The 22,413-nt window shown below is 58.7% G+C and carries 17 protein-coding genes and 1 pseudogene; 12 read left to right on the top strand and 6 right to left on the bottom strand.

What is annotated here, in order from left to right; genetic code table 11:
- Positions 1–232: 232 nt before the first annotated feature.
- The 7 genes and pseudogenes from ACWR1S_RS00930 to ACWR1S_RS00900 all read left to right on the top strand — a co-directional run bounded on the left by ACWR1S_RS00930 (position 233) and on the right by ACWR1S_RS00900 (position 11,525).
- Complete coding sequence (locus tag ACWR1S_RS00930; protein WP_454562092.1) at positions 233–3,397, top strand: Ig-like domain-containing protein; 3,165 nt, start codon at positions 233–235, stop codon at positions 3,395–3,397.
- A 462-nt stretch (positions 3,398–3,859) separates the two neighbouring features.
- Positions 3,860–3,940: pseudogene (locus ACWR1S_RS00925) on the top strand (type II toxin-antitoxin system ParD family antitoxin); the annotation flags it as partial.
- 103 nt (positions 3,941–4,043) lie between these two features.
- The gene (locus tag ACWR1S_RS00920) at positions 4,044–7,607 is read left to right on the top strand and encodes a hypothetical protein (protein WP_454562091.1); all 3,564 of its coding nucleotides are present in this window, start codon (positions 4,044–4,046) and stop codon (positions 7,605–7,607) included.
- A 579-nt stretch (positions 7,608–8,186) separates the two neighbouring features.
- Positions 8,187–8,462 (top strand): DUF3077 domain-containing protein, encoded by a 276-nt coding sequence (locus tag ACWR1S_RS00915; RefSeq protein WP_454562090.1) that lies wholly within the window; start codon positions 8,187–8,189, stop codon positions 8,460–8,462.
- Positions 8,459–8,725, top strand: a complete 267-nt coding sequence (locus tag ACWR1S_RS00910) for a short-chain dehydrogenase (RefSeq protein WP_150751474.1) — start codon at positions 8,459–8,461, stop codon at positions 8,723–8,725. The genes ACWR1S_RS00915 and ACWR1S_RS00910 overlap by 4 nt, the downstream gene beginning before the upstream one ends.
- A gap of 194 nt (positions 8,726–8,919) precedes the next feature.
- Positions 8,920–11,148, top strand: a complete 2,229-nt coding sequence (locus ACWR1S_RS00905) for a TonB-dependent siderophore receptor (protein WP_454562089.1) — start codon at positions 8,920–8,922, stop codon at positions 11,146–11,148.
- A gap of 173 nt (positions 11,149–11,321) precedes the next feature.
- Positions 11,322–11,525 (top strand): hypothetical protein, encoded by a 204-nt coding sequence (locus ACWR1S_RS00900; protein WP_454562088.1) that lies wholly within the window; start codon positions 11,322–11,324, stop codon positions 11,523–11,525.
- 342 nt (positions 11,526–11,867) lie between these two features.
- On the opposite strand, the gene ACWR1S_RS00895 is transcribed toward ACWR1S_RS00900, so the two are convergent.
- From ACWR1S_RS00895 to zapE, 3 genes are all read right to left on the bottom strand, one after another.
- A complete protein-coding gene (locus ACWR1S_RS00895; RefSeq protein ID WP_454562190.1) occupies positions 11,868–12,365 on the bottom strand; it encodes a GNAT family N-acetyltransferase in 498 nt (165 codons plus the stop codon).
- Between the two features lie 101 nt (positions 12,366–12,466).
- Positions 12,467–13,048 (bottom strand): DinB family protein, encoded by a 582-nt coding sequence (locus tag ACWR1S_RS00890; RefSeq protein ID WP_454562087.1) that lies wholly within the window; start codon positions 13,046–13,048, stop codon positions 12,467–12,469.
- 17 nt (positions 13,049–13,065) lie between these two features.
- On the bottom strand, positions 13,066–14,181 hold the full coding sequence (gene zapE / locus ACWR1S_RS00885; RefSeq protein ID WP_454562086.1) for a cell division protein ZapE: 1,116 nt from the start codon (positions 14,179–14,181) through the stop codon (positions 13,066–13,068).
- Between the two features lie 194 nt (positions 14,182–14,375).
- Here zapE and ACWR1S_RS00880 point away from each other — a divergent pair, with 194 nt between their 5' ends.
- Positions 14,376–15,428 (top strand): aldo/keto reductase, encoded by a 1,053-nt coding sequence (locus ACWR1S_RS00880; RefSeq protein WP_454562085.1) that lies wholly within the window; start codon positions 14,376–14,378, stop codon positions 15,426–15,428.
- Between the two features lie 110 nt (positions 15,429–15,538).
- Here the strand turns inward: ACWR1S_RS00880 and speB are convergent, their stop codons facing one another.
- Complete coding sequence (gene speB / locus ACWR1S_RS00875; RefSeq protein WP_454562084.1) at positions 15,539–16,498, bottom strand: agmatinase; 960 nt, start codon at positions 16,496–16,498, stop codon at positions 15,539–15,541.
- Between the two features lie 16 nt (positions 16,499–16,514).
- Complete coding sequence (locus ACWR1S_RS00870) at positions 16,515–17,606, bottom strand: polyamine ABC transporter substrate-binding protein (RefSeq protein ID WP_454562189.1); 1,092 nt, start codon at positions 17,604–17,606, stop codon at positions 16,515–16,517.
- A gap of 99 nt (positions 17,607–17,705) precedes the next feature.
- Between ACWR1S_RS00870 and ACWR1S_RS00865 the strand changes: the two genes are divergently transcribed.
- The 4 genes from ACWR1S_RS00865 to ACWR1S_RS00850 all read left to right on the top strand — a co-directional run bounded on the left by ACWR1S_RS00865 (position 17,706) and on the right by ACWR1S_RS00850 (position 21,336).
- A complete protein-coding gene (locus tag ACWR1S_RS00865) occupies positions 17,706–18,599 on the top strand; it encodes a LysR family transcriptional regulator (protein ID WP_454562083.1) in 894 nt (297 codons plus the stop codon).
- A 132-nt stretch (positions 18,600–18,731) separates the two neighbouring features.
- Entirely contained in the window at positions 18,732–20,198 is a 1,467-nt protein-coding gene (locus ACWR1S_RS00860) for a nucleobase:cation symporter-2 family protein (RefSeq protein WP_454562082.1), read from the top strand.
- A 65-nt stretch (positions 20,199–20,263) separates the two neighbouring features.
- Positions 20,264–20,737 (top strand): LEA type 2 family protein, encoded by a 474-nt coding sequence (locus ACWR1S_RS00855; RefSeq protein WP_397480458.1) that lies wholly within the window; start codon positions 20,264–20,266, stop codon positions 20,735–20,737.
- Positions 20,738–20,790: 53 nt separating this feature from the next.
- On the top strand, positions 20,791–21,336 hold the full coding sequence (locus ACWR1S_RS00850; RefSeq protein WP_454562081.1) for a GNAT family N-acetyltransferase: 546 nt from the start codon (positions 20,791–20,793) through the stop codon (positions 21,334–21,336).
- 135 nt (positions 21,337–21,471) lie between these two features.
- Here ACWR1S_RS00850 and ACWR1S_RS00845 read toward each other — a convergent pair whose 3' ends face one another.
- On the bottom strand, positions 21,472–22,395 hold the full coding sequence (locus ACWR1S_RS00845; RefSeq protein WP_454562080.1) for a carbon-nitrogen hydrolase family protein: 924 nt from the start codon (positions 22,393–22,395) through the stop codon (positions 21,472–21,474).
- Positions 22,396–22,413 lie beyond the last annotated feature (18 nt).

Raw genomic sequence — 22,413 nt, 5'->3', positions numbered from 1 at the left:
CCGGTCTGCCAGCGGTTTGGCTGGCACAGGCACCGTTCATTCTCGTTTGCGGTCTGAACCCGCAATCGGTGACGAAGTAAGCCCCCACTTGCCATCGAAACCGCCTGAAACCGGCCATTCATGACGTGCCGTTCGTCGGATTTCAGCCCGCACCTGTCAGATCTGACAGGTGCGCAATCCGGGTTTTAGCCGTTCAATCACTTCGTCACTTTCCAGTTACGGAGTCAAGCCCATGTCCACCAACGCCCCGTCCGACAACGCCCCGCTTCTGCTCAAGGAACTCAAAATCCCCGGCCGTACCGGTCCAGTGTCGTCGACGCCTCCGAGGTGGGGCATCAATCTCGCTGCGGCGCAGCTCAACTTCCCTCGTCAGGGCCTGCTATGCCAGGCCGGGCCTTGGGGGACGATGGGGTTGCGCGACTCGTTGCGGATCTTGCGCGATTCCGATGTGCAGATAGGGTTGGAAACCGTTGGCAAGGATGAGGTCGACACCGAGCTGCAAATGTTCGTGGAGGCCAAACACCTTCCCGAAGGGATGCACACAATTTCCTACACCGTCACCCGTCTCGGCGGTACGGCCGAACTCTCGGAAGTGATGCAGGTGCTGGTCAAACTCACCCTGCCCGGTGGCCCTGACCACAGCGAGGGCCCGGGGCATCCGGGACTGGTGATGAGCATTCCCGAGGATGTTCTGAAGGGCGGTGTCCACCAGGATAACGTCGACGCTGGCGTATCGATCACCTTCGGCATAGGTGATGGCTCGCCGCCTTATCTATACGCCGCCGCTGGCGATACGCTTCAGATTAGCTGGGGCGGAAGGTTCTTTTCCGGCCCTGCGCTGACCCAGGAACAGGCTGAAGGCAAGACGCCGGTTATCGTGACCATTCCGAAGGAAACCATTGTGGCCGCCGGCGACTCTGGGGAGGCCGGGCTGGCCGTCGCCTTCGAAGTTTACGACCTGGTCGACAATCGCTCCGACGGCTGGAGTGTCGCGAAACGGGTCGTCGTGACGCTTGACAAAACCCGGCTGGGCGCGCCGTTGCTCAAGGAGGCACTGAACAACGTGCTGGACGTCGACGAACTGGGCGACGCCGACGGTACGGTACAAGTCGTGGCCGTAAACCCTTCCCCGCCTCCAATCCCTCCACAACCGATAGACTTCGAGGTAGGTGACACCCTTTTTGTCCGAATCAAAGGCACCCCGAAAGAAGGTCCGCCGATCGACATTGAATTACCGGGAAAGGTCTTGATCGGTGTGCCCAGCGTTCCCGAGATCACCGTGTCCAACGCCGTGCTGCGTCAACTGGCACAGGCTGAGATTGCCCTCTCCTTTCGCCTGGAAAAAGCCGACGGCAGCGCACAACGGGATTCCAAAACCCAGTTCATCAGCGCCATCGGCGAGATTCACCGGCTCGCCGCCCCCGTGGCACTGGAGGCCAAACAAGGCGCCATCGATCCGCTGGATCCGGACCTGAAACAGGTCACCATCGAAATCGCCTTCGACCCATCCTTCGCCGCCGGCCAGCCGATCAAGCTGTTCTGGCTCGGCACCCGCCCCGACCTGAGCCCCTACCTGCCGAACCTGAACCTGCGGCTAATTACCCAAGGCGATATGGACGCTAAACTGCCGCTGAAGATCATCGTCGACAAGCAGTACCTGACACCGATCATTGGCGGCAAGCTGGAGCTGTATTACCAGTTGCTGATCGAGGACTCGGTGCTCGCCACCATGAGCACACTCAACCAGACCCACGCCATCCGCGAATCGATCCACGCCGACATCCTGCAGATCGGCGAACCACGCCAGGAATTGCCCGAGCCGAAAGTCGACGGTGTGGTCGACGGCGCCCTGCCGGCCGATACCAACGGCACCACGCTGACCGTGGATTATCTCAAGACGTTCAAGGACGACATCGTCACCCGTTTCTGGGAAGGCTCAATCACCGGCGTAAACAGCGACTGGATCAAACTGAGTTCCTTTACCGCCGGTGAGCCTGTGCCGTTCCCGATCAAGGCCGAACTGATCAAGGGCAATGAAGGCGGGACAGTGAAGGCGTATTACCAGATCGAGCGCGCGGCGGGTGGGACGAGTTATTCGGATACGTTGGAGTTTAGTGTTGGGGTGGCGCTGGATCTGCAAGCGCCGAAGATCAAGGAAGCAGTCAATAATGTCCTTCAGCCCTTCGCCGCCAAAGACACACTGACCGCAATTGTCCGCGCGTTCCCGAACATGGTCGGTACACAAGTGAGCGTGACCTGGGCTGGCACGCCCGGTGAAGGCAGCACAACCGTAGGCCCGATAACCGTGACGGCGCAGCAGGATCTGGAGATTCCGCTACCGAATTCGGTGGTGGCGTTCAACTTGGGCAATAACGATGTGAAGGTCACCTACGTCGTAACTCGTAATGGCACGACCGAGGGTTCGAAAGAGTTGGCGCTGCAAGTGGCGGTGATTGCCGATGGAGATCCCGAGTTGGGTATCCCATTGATCACCGAAGCCGCCAACACCGGCGCTGGCCCTGAGTTAAACATCAACGCACTGACCGCCGACGCAACCCTGCGAGTCAATAACTGGCTGCTGATCTTTCCAGATCAGTATGTGTGGTCGCGATTGAAAGGCACCAAAAAAGATAACACCACATATTCCAAAACCTTTTGGCAACCGCCAGCTTCTAAAACAGATGAAGAGTGGATTAAGAGAGGTTTCAACACACATACCATTCCGCTTAGTGATCTCAGAGATTTGAAAAACGATAGCGAATTGGAACTAGAGGTCAAAACAGCATTTGGGGGAAGTTCCGATGAAAAATACGCGACGACTTTTAAGGAGCGTGTTTATAACGTCAAGACCGCACCCCCTCTCGTCTGGGATGATAATCCGGTAACACTGACAGTCCATACCGCTTCATTTGAAGGAGCCAGTCCAGACTGGGATATTATCGCAGATACTTTTTCACTTCCCTTATACCGAGGAGCCAAAGAAGGAGTTCCTCCTTACACATACAAATCAGAAAATGAAAGCGTCGCCACAGTTGATCAGCTTGGCAATATCAAGGCTGTGGGCAAAGGAAAAACCATTATTATGCTGGAAGACGACGCAGGCGAAACTAAAACTCTTGAAGCTACAGTAATACAAGAACACTACACTCTGTTATATTCCCCCAACCCTGGCACTCAAGAGGAATTTGTTGTGTGGGCAGGGAAAGTTGGCGGGAAATTGCCCCCTCCTTATTTTCTTGATCTTGTTCTCTCCCGCTTGTATCGCCCAAAAAATACCAGTTGGCATCACGTATCATATCGACGCAATACTAGTACTGAAGAGATGATGAATCCATCTCTTTATATCCAGTTCGTACCTTTTCCAAACATCGCACCATTTCTAGTCGTCAAAGAATAACTGATTACCAAACGGAGCCAGACTATGTCGTCTGTATTTTTATAGAAACTTCCCAGCCTATGGTAAATCCCACACTAACAGTGTGTGAGATTTACCATGGGTTTCGATCTTTTGTGTCGGAGACACTCAAAGGGGCCAGACTACGTTTCCTTCATTTTTTGATCAAAATATCGCAGCCATCGGTAACTCACTCTCGAACATTGTATGAACATCTACACGTAGCAATCTTTGGCGTTGTAGAAATCCAGCGGATTGGATTCGTTTGCGCGTCTGATAGCGGCAAGATCAAAAGATCGCAGCCTTCGGCAGCTCCTACACCGACCTCTGCAGGAGCTGCCGAAGGCTGCGATCTTTTGTTTTAGAGGCGTAGGGCAACCAATGCGTTAAAGGCTCCAATGATCGTTGGCGCACCAATCGTATGATCGGTTGCGCTCAGTCGACCATCCGCAGGAGGCCTGATCAATGGGAACCGTACGAAGAACCAACACCGTGACTGACCTGCAGGACCACTGGATCAAAGCCCAGATTGAAGCAGGTCGCTACCATCCGTCGGATTTCGGCCCTCACCTGTCAAATCTGACAGGTGCGCAATCCGGGTTTTAGCCGTTCAATCACTTCGTCACTTTCCAGGTACGGAGTCAACCCCATGTCCACGACCGCCCCGCAAGCGCTCAAACCGCTGTACATCCCCGCCATGACCACGCTCAAACCCACCGAACACTATGCGGGCGGTATCCCCATTCGTGCAGTGGAAAACGGTTTGCAAATCATTGTGCCGGCGTATCTTTCCATGGCCCTCGGCGACAAAATCGAGGTGTTCTGTTTCGGCACGGTGTTGAGCAAAACGCTCGAATTCGCGTCCGAACTCAATCGCGATGTGATCTTCACCCTCGCCAAAGGTTTTGTACTCGACGGTGACGCCGCCGACATCTACTACAAAATCACGATCAAGAACCAGGATCCCGAAGAATCGACACCGCGCTGGACATTGCTCGTCAAGCTCACACGTCCCGGCGACTACGATGACATCGGCGGCGATGACGGCCACTCCGACTTTAACTTCACCCTCGACCGTTACGTCATCGACGACACATTTACGGAAAAAGACGTGGTGAAGATGCGGATCGTGACCTACCGCAACCTGACCAAATACGACCGCATCCACTGTCGTTGGGGCAGCCAGGCGGTGTTTCATGACGTCACGCCAGAACAAGCGCTGGATCCGCTCAACCATCCGATCGACATTGTTTTCGATTACAAACTGATCGATGCCGCGGGTGACGGCCCCAAGGTGGCGGTTGCCTTTCAGGTCGTCGACCGGTGCGGTAACTACCCGGACGAACGCGCCCCGTGGTCAGCCATTACAAACGTGTTGGTGGACATGGCGGGTAATCGCCTGGACGAACCGTTGGTACTGGTCAACGGTCAGCCGACCCTGCGCGTGGACCTCGACCAACTGGGTGGCAACGACGTCAACGTTCGCGTGTACACAACAAGCAAAGACTTTGCCGTGGGCGATGACGTGCTCCTGACCTGGACCGGCACCCCCGCACAAGGACCGCAAATCATCGTTGGCCCGCTCCTGATGACTGTGGAGTTCGTGCCCTTTCAACTCGACTTCACCATCCCTAACGAGGCCGTGCGGGCCATCGCCAAGGGCAGTGCGTCGGTAGGGTTTATACGTCGACGCGGGGATGATGACCGACTCTCGAAAAACGCCAGCGTCAGCGTTGTGGGTGATATCCGCGAGCTTGAGGCTCCCTCCGTCAAGGAAGTCGTCGGTGGCACCTTGCCGCCCGACACCAACAATGCCACGGTCAATATTCCGTGGTATTTCGGCCGCAACAGCAGCGACCTGGTGAACCTGATCTGGGTCGCAGCGAAACCCGGCGGCGGTACTGAGTACTACGAAGACCCGCGCCCGGTCGGCAGCGTTCCGGAAAATGAACCCATCCTGCGCAGCGTCAGCAACGCCAACATCCGGCGTTTCGACGGGCTGAGCGTCAAGGTCTATTACGTGGTGACCAACAGCGAAGCCCAACTGTTGAGCGTGCGCGAGTCGCTGCCGTTCACGATGCTGGTGGGCGTGGCACTCCCGACCTTCGATGCTCCGGAAGTCGAAGAGGCCAGCGCGGATGGAACACTGAACCCGGATAACGTACCGGCAACCGGCGCAACGCCGGTACTGACGGAGCTCAATACCCGGGACAAGGACAGGTTTTACTTCGACTGGATCGGTCTGGCCAACGGCGGTAGCTACAGCGACCATATCGACCTGATTCCCGCCACCGCCGGCAAGCGCGTGCGAGTGACCGTGCCCAAACAGTACGTCACCAACAACCTCAACGGTACGGTGGTGGTGAAGTACCGTCTTCAGCGCAATGGCGAAACGCTGGGGCATTCGCGGGAGTTGACGTTGCGGATCGGGGTAGTGGAATTCAAATTGCCCGTTGCCACGTTCCACGAAGCGACCGGTGCACAAAAGGATCAACTGAACCCCGATGATATCTATCCGAACGGCGCTACAGTGGTCATCGCCGCCACTGCGCTGTTGAAGGAAGATGATGAAATTACCGTCATCGTGGAAGGCAAAACCACCACTACCCACCCGCACAAGGTTTCATCGACAGAAGCGGGTAAGGAGCTGACCTCGATCAAGATCCCGCATGCGCGGATCGAAACGGAGGACGGTGGGGAAATTGTGCTTAGTTACACGGTTGACCGGAAGGCTGGGGGCACTGACGGGCCGTCTGATCCGGCGGTTTATGATGTGCGTAAAGGAGTTGTGGAGGAAAAACTCAGGGTGTTGGGCGCTCGTTGTGACCACCCAAGAATTCGCCCATCAGGCAGCCCTAGACGTATATTAAGTGCCTTCCACGCAGAAACCGGTCAGCCTGTAGAAGCCCAATGGAAGTACGCTTCAGATCTCCAATGGACAATCGCAGAAACCTGGCGCGATGACTTCCCACACGAACCCTTACAAGTGCGCACAGCCGATGCCCAAGTGACAATCAACCCGATCAATATCAATGGCAATGTTGGCTCATTCATAGCTATCCGCGACGAGGGCGACATGGTGGGTTGGGGTGATTCGGAAGACGGCGGCAGCATTCCCGGCGACATTGCCCTCCTGAAAGATATTGTTGCAGTGAGCAGTGCCCTTCGAGCTTATGCGGTTACTCGCGTTCATGGCACAGTCCATGCGTGGGGCGGAGCTGGCGGCGACATGGGCAGTAATGACCCATCAGGTTTCGCTCAAGTTATTGGCAATACTCTCGCATTCGCCGGTATAAAAATCACTGGACGTGTTATCGCTTGGGGAACGGCGAGTAGTGGAGGGGCGCTTCCCGAAGAAATCAGTGACTTAACGGACATTATCCGACTGAGCGGTACTGCCGCGGCATTTGCCGCACAAAGAGCTAAAGGCGAAATAGTGACCTGGGGCTTATCAGAGTTTGGCGGCGAAATTCCTGTCGAGATCGGCAGGTTAACTGATATCAAAACATTGATTGGTAACCACGGAGCTTTCGCCGGGCTTCGAAGCAACGGCCAGATCGTCGCCTGGGGGCGGGCTGATTTCGGCGGTGTATTGCCTGCGAACATTGCCAACCTGACCGATGTGGACGACCTGAGCGCCGCCGCAACTTTTGCATTCGCTGCTAGACGCAGGACTGGCCACGTCGTCGCTTGGGGCATGGGACCTTTCGGAGGAGAAATTGACCCGGTGATTGGCGCGATGACAGATATCAGAGAAGTTATCGCAGGCTATCTCGCATTCGCGGCACGCCGAGCAACCGGCCATGTTGTGGCATGGGGCGATAGCCGTTGTGGAGGCCAAGTGCCATCTGATATCGCCAGGCTGAATGACATTGTTCAGGTCTGCAATACCTCCTATGCATTCGCAGCCTTGCGAAAAAACGGTACAGTCGTTGCTTGGGGTGACCCCGAGTATGGCGCTGATGTTTCCCCCGTCGCGGATCAGCTCACCCAGGTTCAGGCGCTCTATGGCAATTCGAGATGTTTCATCGCATTGACGAAAGACGGCCGCGTGATCACATGGGGTGACCCAGCGTTAGGCGGCGACAGCAGTGCCGTCCAGGACCGTTTGCGAGGTCAGGTGTCCTATCTGGCCAGTCCCGCCTCAAGAGGCTTGGCACTCAAAGCCCGACGTTTGAGAGCGGCGGATTTAAAAAAACCTTCGTTAACGTAAGTAAGCGCCGCCAAGCCCGCAAACAGTGGTGCTCGTTGTCTAGCGCACCGCTGATCAACTGAATAAATTCCAGATCTGGAAGCAAGCTTGCTCGTTTCCAGATCTGGACTTGTCAAGGCTTCGAACCATGCTTGACGTTTGGGATTGCTGCTGTACCACTCTTGAGATCAAAGATCTGTCGTAGCACCGATGCGCCGATTCGAAACGGGAACGGACTGCGATTTTTTGCATTGAAGGCAACGGATGGATTGCCAATGCGAGTAGCTTTTTGCCTACAAGGAATCTCGGCAAACTCCGGTTAAGTGCAGCGGTTGACTGCCCTGCCCTCACTCCCTATCCTCGCGCCTGTCACGACTCATTCGTGATCGGGTTTGACGGCCTGAACAATCCAAGACGCACATTGCTTTCCAACATGCGCGCGCACTCCTGTGCCCGACGCGTTGCTCAATGGTGACTGTGTGCGGGGCATCTTCGGGTGCGCCGGGTGTCTTGGACCGGTCCGTCAACCTGCACACAGTTGCCACCTATTCGTTTGACGGCGATGAAGTGGCAGTTCTCCGACTTCCAAGAGGCTGCACCATGACCGATCCAAACACAAAGTCCATCCCCCGCGACCAGGTCGCTCACCACCCTTTCAACGTCCGACCCGACATCTCGCTCCTCGACGCCCTCGAACACGCGGCCGTCTACCTCAACTGCGCCGAAACCCTCGCCCACCAAGCCCCTAGCGTCGCTCGCCCGGAACACAGCAGCTCGATGCGCTGGGCCAGCCAGCAAATGCTTGCCAATGCCCGAGCACTGATGCTTGCTGCCATCGCTCGTGTGCACGCCGCGCAGGCCCGGGGTGACGTATGAACTCGCATATTTCGATGACGCACAACGAGGACAGTATTCCAGTTCTACTCGTTTCCACTGAGGCGCCGCTGGATGTCTTGCACAGCAGCGCGGCGAGCCGTTTTCTGGCGGTGACGCAGATGATGGAAAGTCTGGCCAGCCTGGATATCTCGTCAGCGAAAGGCGCGGATGTCCAGCAACTGGCACATGCGGCGGCGATGTTGTTGCGCGATGGCTGTGATGTGATGGATGTGTTGGGGCGGCAGATTCGTTTGCGCGTCTGATAGCGGCAAGATCAAAAGATCGCAGCCTTCGGCAGCGCCTACACCGACCTCTGCAGGAGCTGCCGAAGGCTGCGATCTTTTGTTTTTGAAATATCCTCAAATAACAATATTTCTCGTTTGATACTAAATCCCGGCCCCACCTTTCGTCTTTGAACAAACGGATTTTTTCCCTCGAAGACAAGGAGTCGGCTGCGATGTTCGCGCCCATTACCCGTTCCATGAGCCTCACCCTCGGCCTGTGCAGTGCTGCGTTCAGCGCCGATCTGCTGGCTGAAACCGAAGCCGAAAAACCGCCGCAACCCGCTGACACGGCGCTTGAACTGGCCGCGACCAATGTCAGCGCACAAGGCCTGGGCACCACCACCGAGAACACCCAGTCCTACACCACCGGCGCCATGAACACGGCGACGCGGCTGAACCTGTCGATCAAGGAAACCCCGCAATCGGTGTCGGTCATCACCCGTCAGCAGATGGATGATTTCAAGCTTGGTACATTGTCTGAAGCGATGCGCCAGACCACCGGCGTGGTGGTCCAGCATCTGGATTCGGACCGGGTCAGTTACTCGTCGCGCGGCTATGCGATCAACAACTTCCAGATCGACGGGATGCTCAACACCTTCGATCGCATGAAGTCCGACTCCGACACGATCATTTACGACCGTATCGAGGTGGTGCGCGGCGCTACGGGTTTGACCACGGGGGCCGGTGATCCATCGGCGACCATCAACATGGTACGCAAGCGTCCGACCGCGCAATGGCAAGCGCTGGCCGGGGTCAGTGGCGGCAGCTACGACAATTACTACAGCTACGTCGATGTCGGCGGGCCGTTGGCGTTTGACGGTCGCCTGCGCGGACGCACGGTGTTGGCCTATCGCGACAATCAGTCGATCAAGGACAAATACGCGCTGCAACGGGAGGTCGGTTATGGCGTGCTGGAAGCCGATCTGACTGACTCCACCGTGCTGGCGGTCGGTTACGACTACCAGAACAAGCATGTGCAAGGTTCGTCCTGGGGCACCGTGCCCTACTGGAATGCCGATGGCAGCAAGGCCGGTCTGGGGCGTTCGACCAACATGGCGACGTCGTGGAGTTCCTGGCCGTTGCAAGACAAAACCGCGTTCGCCACCCTTGATCAGCAATTGGCCGGCGGCTGGCGTCTGAAAGCGGCGTACACCCACCGTGACAGCAATACCGACGGCAAGGTCTATTACGCGGGCACCGGATATCCCGAGCCCGACCGCAGCGGCATGAGCGCCTACACCTCGCACATGATCGGCACGCAGAAAATGCAGGCGTATGACTTCAACGTCTCCGGCCCCTATTCGCTGCTGGGCCGCGAGCACGAAATGATGTTCGGCTATGGCGAGGCCGAACGACGCTCGAACTCCCCGTACACCATTGCCGGTGCGCGCCCCAAGGGCTACGGGACCATTCGCGACTGGAAATACATGGGCGACATCGCCAAATTCAGCGACACCGTCACCGACCTCACCGGCTCCAGGGACAATACCCGGCAGAAAGCCGGCTACATCGCCACACGCCTGAGCCTGACCGATGAACTGCACGCCGTGTTGGGCAGTCGCTACGGCAGCTGGCAAGCCTCCAACACCACTAACAGCTACAACGCCAATCGACAGTTGACCAAGGTCGATTACACCCGCCAGAAACAGAACGACGTCTGGACGCCTTACGCCGGACTCCTCTATGACCTGACCCCGGAATACACGGCGTACGTGAGTTACACCGACATCTTCAAACCCCAGGGCAACCGCGACAAGAACCGCAAATACATCGACCCGGTGGTCGGCAAAAATTATGAAGTGGGCGTCAAAGGCAGTTTGCTCGAGGAACGCCTGAACCTGTCCACGGCGCTGTTCTGGAGCAAACAGGACAACGTCGCCGAACTCGACAACTCGGTCCCGGCGGACCCGGTTACCCGTGAGCAGTTCTACAAATCCGGCGGCAAGGGCAACAAGGTCAACGGCTTTGAAGCTGAAGTGTCCGGGGAAATTCTGCGTGGCTGGAACATGACTGCCGGTTACACCTATACCCACTCGGTCGACGGTAAAAGCGAGCGAACCAACACCAATCAGCCGATGAACCTGTTGCGCGTCTCTACCGCATATCGTCTGCCGGGCGAATGGCAGGCGCTGACCGTGGGTGGTGCGGTGAATTGGCAAAGCGATATGTATGGCACCGCGCCCCGACCGGTTGGCCTCGACACTGAAGAGACGCGCATCAATCAGAGCGGCTACACCGTGGTCAACCTGATGTCGCGGTATGAATTCGACAGGCACCTGTCAGCATCGCTTAACGTCAACAATCTGTTCGACAAGAAATATTACGACAACGTGGGCTTCTACGACGGTGTGTATTGGGGTGATCCGCGCACGCTAACGGTGAGTCTCGACTGGAAGCTCTGACGTTTGCTTTCTGACGCGGTGCTGTGCGCTGCGTCTGTCCGACATCGCCCCGCAACATACTGCAAAACCTAAACTCAACCGGCGTTAACCCCGTGTTAATTCATGCCTCCCAGACTCTCTTCCGAGATCTGCTTCATGGACGAACGGCTCCCACTTGTTCAGTAGGAGGCACCATGAAAATCACCACCGTAATGCTTGCCGGGCTGTTGGCCCTGGGTTCTGCCAGCGTGTTCGCCGAGGGCGGCGCTGAGCGTATGCGTTATTACTACGACAATTTCCCGGTTCACCAGAGCGCGCAGAAGAGCGACGCCAACGCGAAAGAAATTCGCGTTCCCGCCGATCAGACGGCGCAGGTGACCGAGTCCTACCGCGACTGAGATTGACCGAGCAACCGATGGACCTTCCGTGGCTCCGCTCTGGCCCGGAAGAAGACAGTTTGGCGCCCTGATTGGGGCGCCTTTTTTTATGGGCATTGAGTGGGGTGTTCGACCTTATGCTGTCGCGAGTTCGCAGATTGGGTCGGGTCAGCAAGATCCAACCCCCTCACCCCAGCCCTCTCCCCAAAGGGGCGAGGGGGAAAGGGAGCCGATTTTCATGCTTTTCAAAACCTACGTTCGGCTCGATGTTTCAGGTCGGCGTACCTTGCCCAAGCACCTCGGTCAGTCCCCTCTCCCTCTGGGAGAGGGTTAGGGTGAGGGGCTTTTCAGGCTTTCAGGCTTTCAGGCCTGCAGATCCTTGATCCAGAACAGCATGCGCCCGTGATCCGGGTCGAACATGCCCGGCGCGAAGCCGAACTTGCGGTAGGAACTCTGCGCCACAGCGTTACCTTCCAGCACTTCGAGGGTGATCTTGCAGCAGCCGCGCTGGCGGGAGATTTCCTCGACTTTCTGCAGCATTTTCTGGCTCAGACCGAGGCCACGAAACTTGCCCACCACCGCCACGTCGTGGACATTGACCAACGGTTTGCAGGCAAACGTGGAAAACCCTTCAAAGCAGTTCACCAGCCCCGCCGGTTCACCACCGACAAAGGCCAGCACGCTGAATGCATGCGGGCGTCGGGCCAGTTCTTCGGGCAGTCGACGCAACACGTCAGGGTCAAGCGAATGACCGCCGCCCATGGGGTCTTCTGCGTAATGATTGAGCACGATACCGATGGCCTCGGCGTGCGTTGGATTGCTGTAGCTGGCTTGAAGTACAAGAATCTCTGCGGAATCCATTTCCATCCCCGGACACACTAACGCCCCGGCGCGCAAAGTGCGCACTGAAAGGCTGCCTGACCTTAGCGTGAGTGTGGACCGGCCGACAATCTTTTGTCTCGTCAGTGCCCCCAGATCAATTCTTCAGTCCAGCCCAATTCGGCAAAATCCTCGGCGCGCAGGCCGCTCTCACCGACACAGAAAAACTCATCCAATTGCGGCGGTTTCACCGACGTGTCGCTGAGCATCGCATGCACCTGGCCACGGTGATGAAGCTGATGCTCGAACAGGTGCGACAGCATGCGCAAACGACTGTCGTGCTGCGGTGTATCGCGGGCAATGGTGACGATGCGGGCCAGATCGGCATCGCGCAATTGCTCGCAATAGGCAATCAGCCGTCGATCAACGTGAGCCTGCTCTTTACGCAGCTGCGGGCCGTCGGTAAACGGCTCGTCCACGTTGAAAAACACATAGCAGTCAGGATGCGGCTCGTCCCCGCGCAGCTCGCGCTCCAGTGCATCGACGTAGAACCAGTCGCAGGTGAGGAGGTGATTGAGGGTCAGGCGAATGCTCGGGAAGAAACTCACCCTTGGGGCGGCCAGATCTGCCGCTTCGAGCTGGCTCCAGACCTTGGCCAGACGGTGATTGGCCCAGGCGTTCTGGTAGGCCATGGTCAGCAAATGATGGGAAAGCGGTTGGCTCATGTCGGCACCCTCTTCACTCAAGCTTCGGCAAAGCGCTGCAGCTGCATCTCCTGCAAGCGACTGAGGGTGCGGCGGAACGGGAATTCCAGATAACCCTCGGTGTACAGCGCATCCATCGGCACCTGGGCCTCGATGTACAGCGGCACCTTGCGGTCGTAGCACTCGTCGACCAGCGCGATGAAACGCCGCACGCCGTCGTCATGAACCGACAATTGCGGCAACTCGCGATCACCGGCCACCACCCGTTCGGCGCCATCTTCGGTGCCGCGCGCGATGCGCCCTTCGCGTTTCCGGGCGCTGAGATTCGGCACTTCGCTCAACAGAATAGCTGTGTAGCGATCGCACAGCGCGATGAAATCCATGGCGGCGAACGGTTGCTCGCAGAGATCCGCATAGCGACACCACAATACCGTTTCGCTGGCCCGCACCACGTTTAACTGACGATGACCGACCGACACAACTTCGGCGCTGGCTGGCTGCCCGGCGTTCAACGCCTGAAACACTTCGTCCAGCGCACTGACCGCAGAGGTGGCCACAAAGTAGCGTTGCAACCCCGCCCCCGGATGCAAACGATGATCCTCGGCGCCGTTCACCGCCACCACCTGCATATGCGCCTTGATCGCGGCAATGGCCGGGACAAAACGGTCGCGGTTGAAGCCATCGGCGTACAAATCATCCGGCGGCAGGTTGGACGTGCACACGATCACCACGCCTTCGTCGAACATCACCTGAAACAGCCGACCGAGAATGATCGCGTCGCCGATGTCGTTGACGAACAGCTCATCGAAACACAGCACCCGCACCTCGGATGCCAGCTCCCTGGCCAGCGCGCGCAACGGATCGGCAATCCCGGTCAACTGGAACGAGCGCTGATGCACCCAGCCCATAAAGTGATGAAAGTGTTGGCGTCGCGCCGGCACTCGCAGGCTCTGATAGAACTGATCCATCAGCCAGGTCTTGCCACGCCCGACCGGCCCCCACAGATAAACGCCGGTGACCGAACGGGCACCGGCGTGCAAGGCTTCGTGGCATTTTTGCAGCGCCCAGACCGCGTGTTCCTGAGCTTCATCCTGGATGAAGCCCTTGTGTTGAACGGCGTGTTGCCAGGCGCTGAGCGGAGAGTCGAAAGTCATGCGCGGCAGTATGCCACGACTGCTACTACGAAAAAGATCAGCATCGTCATCCACCTATTCACCCTTGCGCCGGGCCGATCGAATGACCGTTGAGCAACAAGGCGCTTGACGATCAATATTACCGACATCATATTGGCGAAAATATGTTGGCCGTAATTTTTATTCTTGCCACGCTTTCTGTCTGGAGCATCGCCATGCATTACAAGGTTTTCGGCCGCAAAACCGGCCTGCGTGTTTCTGAACTGGCGCTGGGCGCCGGCAATTTCGGCACCGGTTGGGGGCACGGTGCCGAGCGTGATGAAGCCAAGCGCATATTTGATGGTTTTCTCGATGCCGGCGGCAACTTCATCGATACGGCCAATGGTTATCAGGGCGGGCAATCGGAAACGATGCTCAGCGAATTCATTGCCCCGGAGCGTGATCGCCTGGTGATCGCCACCAAATACAGCATGGGCACGACCCCGGCCGACGGCATTTCCCACACCGGCAACAGCCGGAAAAACATGGTTCGCGCGGTTGAGGAAAGCCTCAAACGCTTGAACACCGATCACATTGATCTGTTCTGGGCCCACGTGACCGATGGCGTGACGCCGATGGAAGAAATCCTGCGCGGTTTTGATGACCTGGTGCGGGCGGGCAAAATCCACTATGCCGGGTTGTCGAACTTCCCGGCGTGGCGCGTTTCCCGCGCTGACGTGTTGGCGGAACTGCGCGGCTTTGCGCCGATCGCCGCGATTCAGGTTGAATACAGCCTCGCCGAACGCACCGCCGAGCGCGAATTGCTGCCGATGGCCGAAGCGCTCGGACTCGCGGCGACATTGTGGTCACCACTGGCCGGTGGCTTCCTCACCGGCAAGTATCGCGGTGGCGATGACAACAACCGAGCCAGCAAACTCGGCATGTTGGTCCATGCGGAAAAAAGCGCTCGCGAAACCGCCCTGCTCGATACCTTGCTGGCCGTGGCCGCCGAAATCGACACCAGCCCAACCCACGTTGCCATCGCCTGGTTACGCGAGAAAGCCCGGCGCTCGACCACCGCGTTGATCCCGATCCTCGGCTCGCGCACCCGCGAACAACTCGACAAAACCCTGGGCGCACTTGAAGTGCAACTGAGCGAGCAACACATGGCGCGGCTCGAAGACAGCAGCGTGGTGCCGGCCGGTGTACCGCACGAGACGATTGCCAGTGCCACACCTCGCTTTACCGGCCCGCAAACGCTGGACCTGCCAATCATCCCGGTGGCCTGACCCGGCTGTGAGTGCTTGCTCGCGAAGGCGGCGGGTCAGTCAACAAAGAGGTTGGCTGAGCTGACGCCTTCGCGAGCAGGCTCGCTCCCACAGGGGTTAGGGTGTGCAGATTAATGATCGACTTTGTGGCGGGCGGCGTAGAGGCAAAGCATTTCCATGGCCAGGGTGGCAGCGGCCAATGAGGTGACTTCGGCGTGATCGTACGCCGGGGCAACTTCCACCACGTCCATGCCGACCAGATTGATCCCGCGCAAACCGCCAAGAATCTCCAGCGCTTGCACGGTGCTCAAGCCGCCGCACACCGGCGTTCCGGTGCCGGGAGCGAACGCCGGGTCGAGGCAGTCGATGTCGAACGTCAGGTACACCGGGTTATCGCCCACGCGCGCGCGGATCGCTTCGACAATCGCTTCGCAACCGCGCCGGTGCACCTGTCGGGCATCCAGTACCTGAAAGCCCATGTGATCGTCATTGGTGGTGCGCAAACCGATCTGCACCGAACGCGCCGGATCGACCAGACCTTCGCGCGCCGCGTGCCAGAACATGGTGCCGTGATCGACCCGCTTGCCCTCCTCGTCCGGCCAGGTGTCGCTGTGTGCATCGAAGTGGATCAGCGACAACGTGCCGTGCTTGCGCGCGTGGGCCTTGAGCAGCGGATAGCTGATGAAGTGATCACCGCCAAACGTCAGCATGGCGCTGCCGGCGTTGAGAATCTGTTCGGCGTGAGCTTCGATGCTTTCCGGGACGCTGTGCGGCGAGCCGTAATCGAAGTCGCAGTCGCCATAATCGATGACCGCCAGATGATCGAACGGGTCAAACGTCCACGGCCAGTGGCGTTCCCAGGCAATGCCGGTGGACGCGGCGCGAATCCCCCGGGGCCCGAAACGTGCGCCGGGGCGGTTGCTGGTGGCGGTGTCGAATGGCACGCCACTGACCGCAACATCCACGCCGCGCAGGTCTCGGCTGTAGCGGCGGCGCATGAAACTGGTGATGCCGGCGTAGGTGCTTTCGGCGGCGGTACCGTAGAGGCTGTCACGGGTCATCGCCTGATCGTTTTGCATGGGCACATCCATGGTGGTGCTCCTATTGTTATTGATGGCTACGGAAAGTGGTCCACAGACGCGTGCGTTGACGCATGTCCTTGAGGCTCATGCTGCGGTCGGCGTAGAGCCGCGCGCGCACATCGCTCGGCGGATAGATGTCGGGGTCGTTGCGCACCGCCTCATCCACCAGCGGCGTCGCGGCCTGGTTGGCGGTGGCAAAAAACAGCGTGTTGGTCAGTTCGGCCACCGAGTCGGGGCGCAGCATGAATTCGATAAACGCCCGCGCGGCTTCGGGGTGCGGCGCGTCTTTGGGGATGGCCAAGTTGTCTTGCCACACCAGCGTGCCTTCCGTGGGAATGCGGTAGGCCACTTCGTACGGTTTATTGGCCTTGTGCGCCTGATCAGCGGCCATGCTTGCGTCGCCGTTGTAGGTCAGCGCGAGGCACACGTTGCCACTGGCCAGGTCATTGATCTGCCGACCGGTGGCGACGTAGAGCACCGACGGCTGGAGTTTCTGCAACAACGCTTCGGCGGCGGCCAGATCGTTTTTGTCGGTGCTGTAGGGATCTTTACCCAAGTAATGCAGGGCCAGACCGATGACCTCCTGCGGCGAATCGAGGATGGCGATGCCGCAGTCTTTCAGCTTGCTGGCGTTCTCGGGTTTGAACAGCAGATCGAGGCTGTTCAGCGGCACATCGGGCAAGCGTTGTTTCACCGCCTCGACGTTCATGCCCAGGCCCAGCGTGCCCCAGGTGTACGGCACGCCGTAGCGATTGCCGGGGTCGACGGCGGCCATTTTTTCCAGCAAGTCCGGGTCAAGGTTGGCGTAGCCCTTGAGGCCCTCATGGGGGATTTCCTTCAACGCGCCGGCCGCGAGTCCCCGCGCCAGAACGCTGGACGACGGCACCACCACGTCATAACCGCTGCCTCCGGTGAGCAACTTGGTTTCCAGCACCTCGGAGGTGTCGAAGGTGTCGTAACGCACATGAATGCCGGTTTCCTGCTCGAACCGTTGCAGGGTTTGCGGCGGCACGTAATCGGCCCAGCTGTAGAGATTGAGGGTCTTGTCTTCGGCCTGAGCCTGAAGAGCCAAAGACAACAGCAGCGCGGGGAAACACAGCTTGAACACGGGAGCCATGACGAACACCTGACCGGAGGAAGTGGTTGCAGGATGCGCCGTCGGATACATTAGAAAAATTGCCAAATAATTATCCTGACTTTATCCCGGAGTAATGTGATGTTGGGTCAACTGCACGACGTGGATTTGCAGCTGTTGCGCCTGTTTGTGCGGGTGGTCGAGTGCGGTGGTTTCAGTGCAGCCCAAGGTGATCTGGGCCTGAGCCAGTCGAGCATCAGCCAGCAAATGGCCAAACTGGAAACCCGCCTCGGCTATCGTCTGTGCAGTCGCGGCAAGGGCGGTTTCAGTGTCACGCCCAAGGGCGAGCAATTGCTGATCGCTGCGCGCACGTTGTTTGAATCGATCGAAACCTTCCGCCATCAATCCAACGGCGTCGCCGGCCGCTTGATCGGTGAAGTGCGCCTGGGGATCTCCGAATCGGTCGATCAATCGGTGTTGCAGCGCGTGGCACTGGCGATCCGGCGCTTTCGTGAGCGTGATGAGTCGGTGCGCATCGAGCTGATCAGCGCCATGCCCGGCGAGATGGAACGGCTGCTGTTGCACCAGCGCCTGGATCTGGCGATCGGCTATTTCTCGCAAGTGCAAAGTGCCTTCGACTATCGCCAGTTGTTCAGCGAAACCCAGCATTTGTACTGCGCTGCCGGCCATCCCTTGTTTACCGATGTAGCGCCGAGTGATGCCGCCCTGCAGGCCTGTGACCGGGTCGATCACCCCTATCGTTTTTTACGCAGTGATGAGCCGTTTCAGGGCAAGGTCTGCTCGGCGCGGTCGGAGCAGGTTGAAGGCACGCTGACGTTTATTCTGTCGGGTAAACATGTGGGTTATCTGCCGGATCACTATGCGCGGAGCTGGCAGGAAAACGGCCTGCTGCGGCCAATTCGTGAGGGCGAGTTGAGTTTCGAGGTGGCGTTTCATCTGGCCCGGCATCGGGCGCAGGTGCCGGGGGATGCGCAAAAAGCTTTTGAAGAAGATCTGCTCAGCGCCTTTGCATGAATCGATTTAGCGGGCAACACCCGAAAAACCTGACCTTTCAGGCAGTTATTGCTCGTTGCCCTCGCCGCCCTCTTGCGGCATCCTGCGCCTCCATTTTCTGACCCGGCCCCGCCTCGCGGCGCGCAAAACACCATGACCGCCTCTGAAAAAGCCCCGCGCAACAACGACCTGATTTACGGCCTCAACGATCGTCCGCACCTGACTGCCACGGTGTTTGCCGCGCTGCAACACGTATTGGCGAGCTTCGTCGGCATCATCACCCCGACCCTGATCATGGGTGGCGCCCTCGGTCTGCACAGTGAAATCCCCTACCTGATCAGCATGGCGCTGTTCGTCTCCGGCCTCGGTACGTTCGTCCAGGCCAAGCGCTTCGGCCCGATCGGCTCGGGATTGTTGTGCCTGCAAGGCACCAGTTTTTCCTTTATCAGCGTGATTCTCAGCGCCGGTTTCATGGTCAAGGCGCGCGGTGGCGGCACCGATGAAATCCTCTCGACGATCTTCGGCGTGTGCTTTTTCGCCGCGTTCATCGAAGTGGTGCTGAGCCAATTCATCGGCAAACTGCGCATGCTGATCACCCCGGTGGTCACCGGCACCATCATCACGCTGATGGGCCTGTCGCTGATCAAAGTGGCAATGACCGACATCGCCGGCGGGTTCGGCGCGCCGGATCTGGGTGCGGCCAGCCATGTGTTTCTGGCGGCGCTGGTGATCGGCACCATCGTCGTGCTGAACCGCGTCGACGTGCCGTTCTTGCGCCTCGGCGCGATCGTCATCGGCCTGACGCTCGGCTATGTAGTGGCGTGGCTGATGGGCACGGTGGATTTCGCCTCGATGCCCGACGTGCCGCTGGTCAGCGTGCCGGTGCCGTTCAAGTACGGTTTCAATTTTGACTGGGTGGCGTTCGTGCCGGTGGCGGTGATTTTCCTCGTGTCGCCGCTGGAGGCTGCCGGTGATCTGACCGCCAACTCGATGATCTCGCGGCAACCGGTCAAAGGCCCGCTGTACATTCGCCGGATCAAGTCCGGCCTGCTCGCCGACGGCCTCAACTCGGCCATGGCGGCGGTGTTCAACAGCATGCCGATGGTGACCTTCGCGCAGAACAACGGCGTAATTCAGCTCACTGGCGTGGCCAGCCGTTACGTGGCTTTCTTCATTGCCGGTTTGCTGGTGTTGCTGGGGTTGTTCCCGATGATCGGCGCGGTGCTGCAACTGATGCCGAAACCGGTGCTCGGTGGTGCCGAACTGGTGATGTTCGGCACCGTCGCGGTGGCCGGGATCAAGATCCTCGCCGAAGCCGGCCTGCATCGGCGCAACATGTTGATCGTGGCGATTTCGCTGGGCATGGGCCTGGGCATCGCCGCTGTGCCGGAAGTGTTGCGCGAACTGCCGCAAGCGCTGCGCAACATCTTCGAATCGCCAATCACCGTCGGTGCGTTGTGCGCTATCGTGCTGAACATCTTCCTTCCGGAAGAATTCATTGAGCTGGAAGAAGACGATTTCGACCCGGAAGCTTCTATTCTTCAGGTCATGGAAAACCCGGACATGCCGGCCAAAGGTGAACCTGCCCCGGCGGCGGCTGTCGCACAGTTGAACCGCTAACGTCTGGCCTGACAGAAAGGGCTGAGCCGGTGACGGTTCAGCCCTTTTTTGTTGAGAGACCGTTTATGCGCCGTTTCCAAGCCGTCATGCTGTCACTGCTTCTGCTGTCGCTCAGCGCCTGTGCGCTATTCCCCAACCGTGATCCGGTGAACATCAATGTGGTCGGTCTCGAGCCGTTGCCGAGTCAGGATCTGGAAGTGCGTTTCGCCATCAAGATTCGCGTGCAGAATCCCAATGAGACGGCCATCGACTACAACGGCATCGCCCTGGACCTTGAGGTCAACGGCCATTCACTGGCCTCGGGTGTCAGCGATCAGAGCGGCTCGATCCCACGCTTTTCCGAGACCATTGTCAGCGTACCGGTGAGCATCTCGGCGTTCTCGGTACTGCGCCAGACGTTGGGCCTGAGTCAGACGCAAACCCTCGATAACCTGCCCTATGTGCTGCGCGGCAAGCTTGCCGGTGGTTTGTTTGGCACCATGCGTTTTGTCGACAGCGGCAAGCTCAGCCTGCCCAAGGCCACTGCCGCGACCTGGTAAAAATGCGCTAACCTGCCTCGTTCATTAAAGACATTCAGGGAGGCTGCAGGTTTATGGAAGACATGCCGACGCTGTACACCGAACGACTGATCCTGCGCCCATTGCAACTGGCCGACGCCGAAGCCGTGCAACGCGAATTTCCGCATTGGGACGTGGTGCGTTATCTGAACGCGGCCGTGCCATGGCCGTACCCGGAGGACGGTGCCCTCGCCTACCTGCGCGACATTGCCTTGCCGGCGGTGGCGGCGGGCAAGGAATGGCCGTGGACGATTCGCCTGAAATCGGCACCGGAACTGTTGATCGGCAAGATCAGCCTGATGGATCAGGCCGACAACCATCGCGGTTTCTGGCTGGCGCCGGCGTGGCAAGGTCAGGGCTTGATGACGGAAGCCTGCACGGTGGTGACCGATTACTGGTTCAACGTTCTTCAACGCCCAGTGATGCGCGTGCCGAAAGCGGCGCCGAACATTGGCTCGCGCAAGCTCTCGGAGCGCGCGGGGATGCGCTTGATCCGGACCGATGAAGGCGATTTCGTCGGTGGGCGTTTCCCTCGGGAGCTGTGGGAAATCACCCGGGAAGAATGGCAGCAACGCCACTGATTTCCAGACACACCACCGATCCATGTAGGAGTGAGCCTGCTCGCGATAGCAATCTGTCAGTTAACGATTATGGTGTCTGGCAGACCGCTATCGCGAGCAGGCTCACTCCTACAGGGTTCGGTGTCAGGCAGTACCCTATGTGTTGAAGCGCACGCCCGGTTTGGCCCGCTCATCCACACTTAACTCAAACACATCCGGCCGCGCATAGTGGCCGACCACATCGTAGTCATACCGCGCGCGCACCAGTTCATCGGTGTCGATTTCAGCCGTGAGCAACCCCGCCTCGCCGCGCAACGGCCCCGCCAGCACATCGCCCATTGGCCCGACAATCACGCTGCCACCGGCAATCAGCGGGCGATCCGCCGGCCAATTGGCGATTTCAACGCCTAACGCCTGAGGCGAGGCCTGCACCTGACACGCACTGACCACAAAGCAGCGACCTTCATGGGCGATGTGACGCATGCTGACCTGCCACATTTCACGCTCGTCCACGGTCGGTGCGCACCACACTTCAATGCCTTTGGCATACATCGCCGTGCGCAGCAGCGGCATCATGTTTTCCCAGCACACCACGGCGCCGAGCTTGCCAACCGGGGTGTCGAACACCGGCAAGGTCGAACCATCGCCCTTGCCCCAGATCAGCCGCTCGGTGCCGGTGGGCATCAGTTTGCGGTGTTTACCAACGAGTCCCGCCTGCGGATCGAAATACAGCGCCGTGCAATACAACGTGCTGCCAGCACGTTCAATCACACCGATGACCAGATTGGCCCCGGTTCGCGCCGACAGAGCCGCCAGCGCCTCAGTTTCGGCACCCGGCACGTCGATCGCATTGGCAAAATAACGGGCGTAGGCTTCACGCCCTTCCGGCAGGCGATACCCCAATTGCGTGCCGAATCCCTCACCTTTCGGATACCCGCCCAGCAGCGCTTCGGGCATCACCACCAGCGCCGCGCCGGATTCACTGATCGCGCCTTCCCAACTCAGAATCTGCTCCAGGGTCGCGTCTTTACCTTCGGGCAACGCGCCGATTTGCAGCGCTGCAACAATTGATTTGGCCATCGCGGTGACTCCTTAAAG

The sequence above is a fragment of the Pseudomonas sp. AIG genome, from assembly GCF_977020205.1.
The sequence above is the reverse complement of the archived record's forward strand: the minus strand, read 5'-3'. Positions and strand labels throughout refer to the sequence as shown.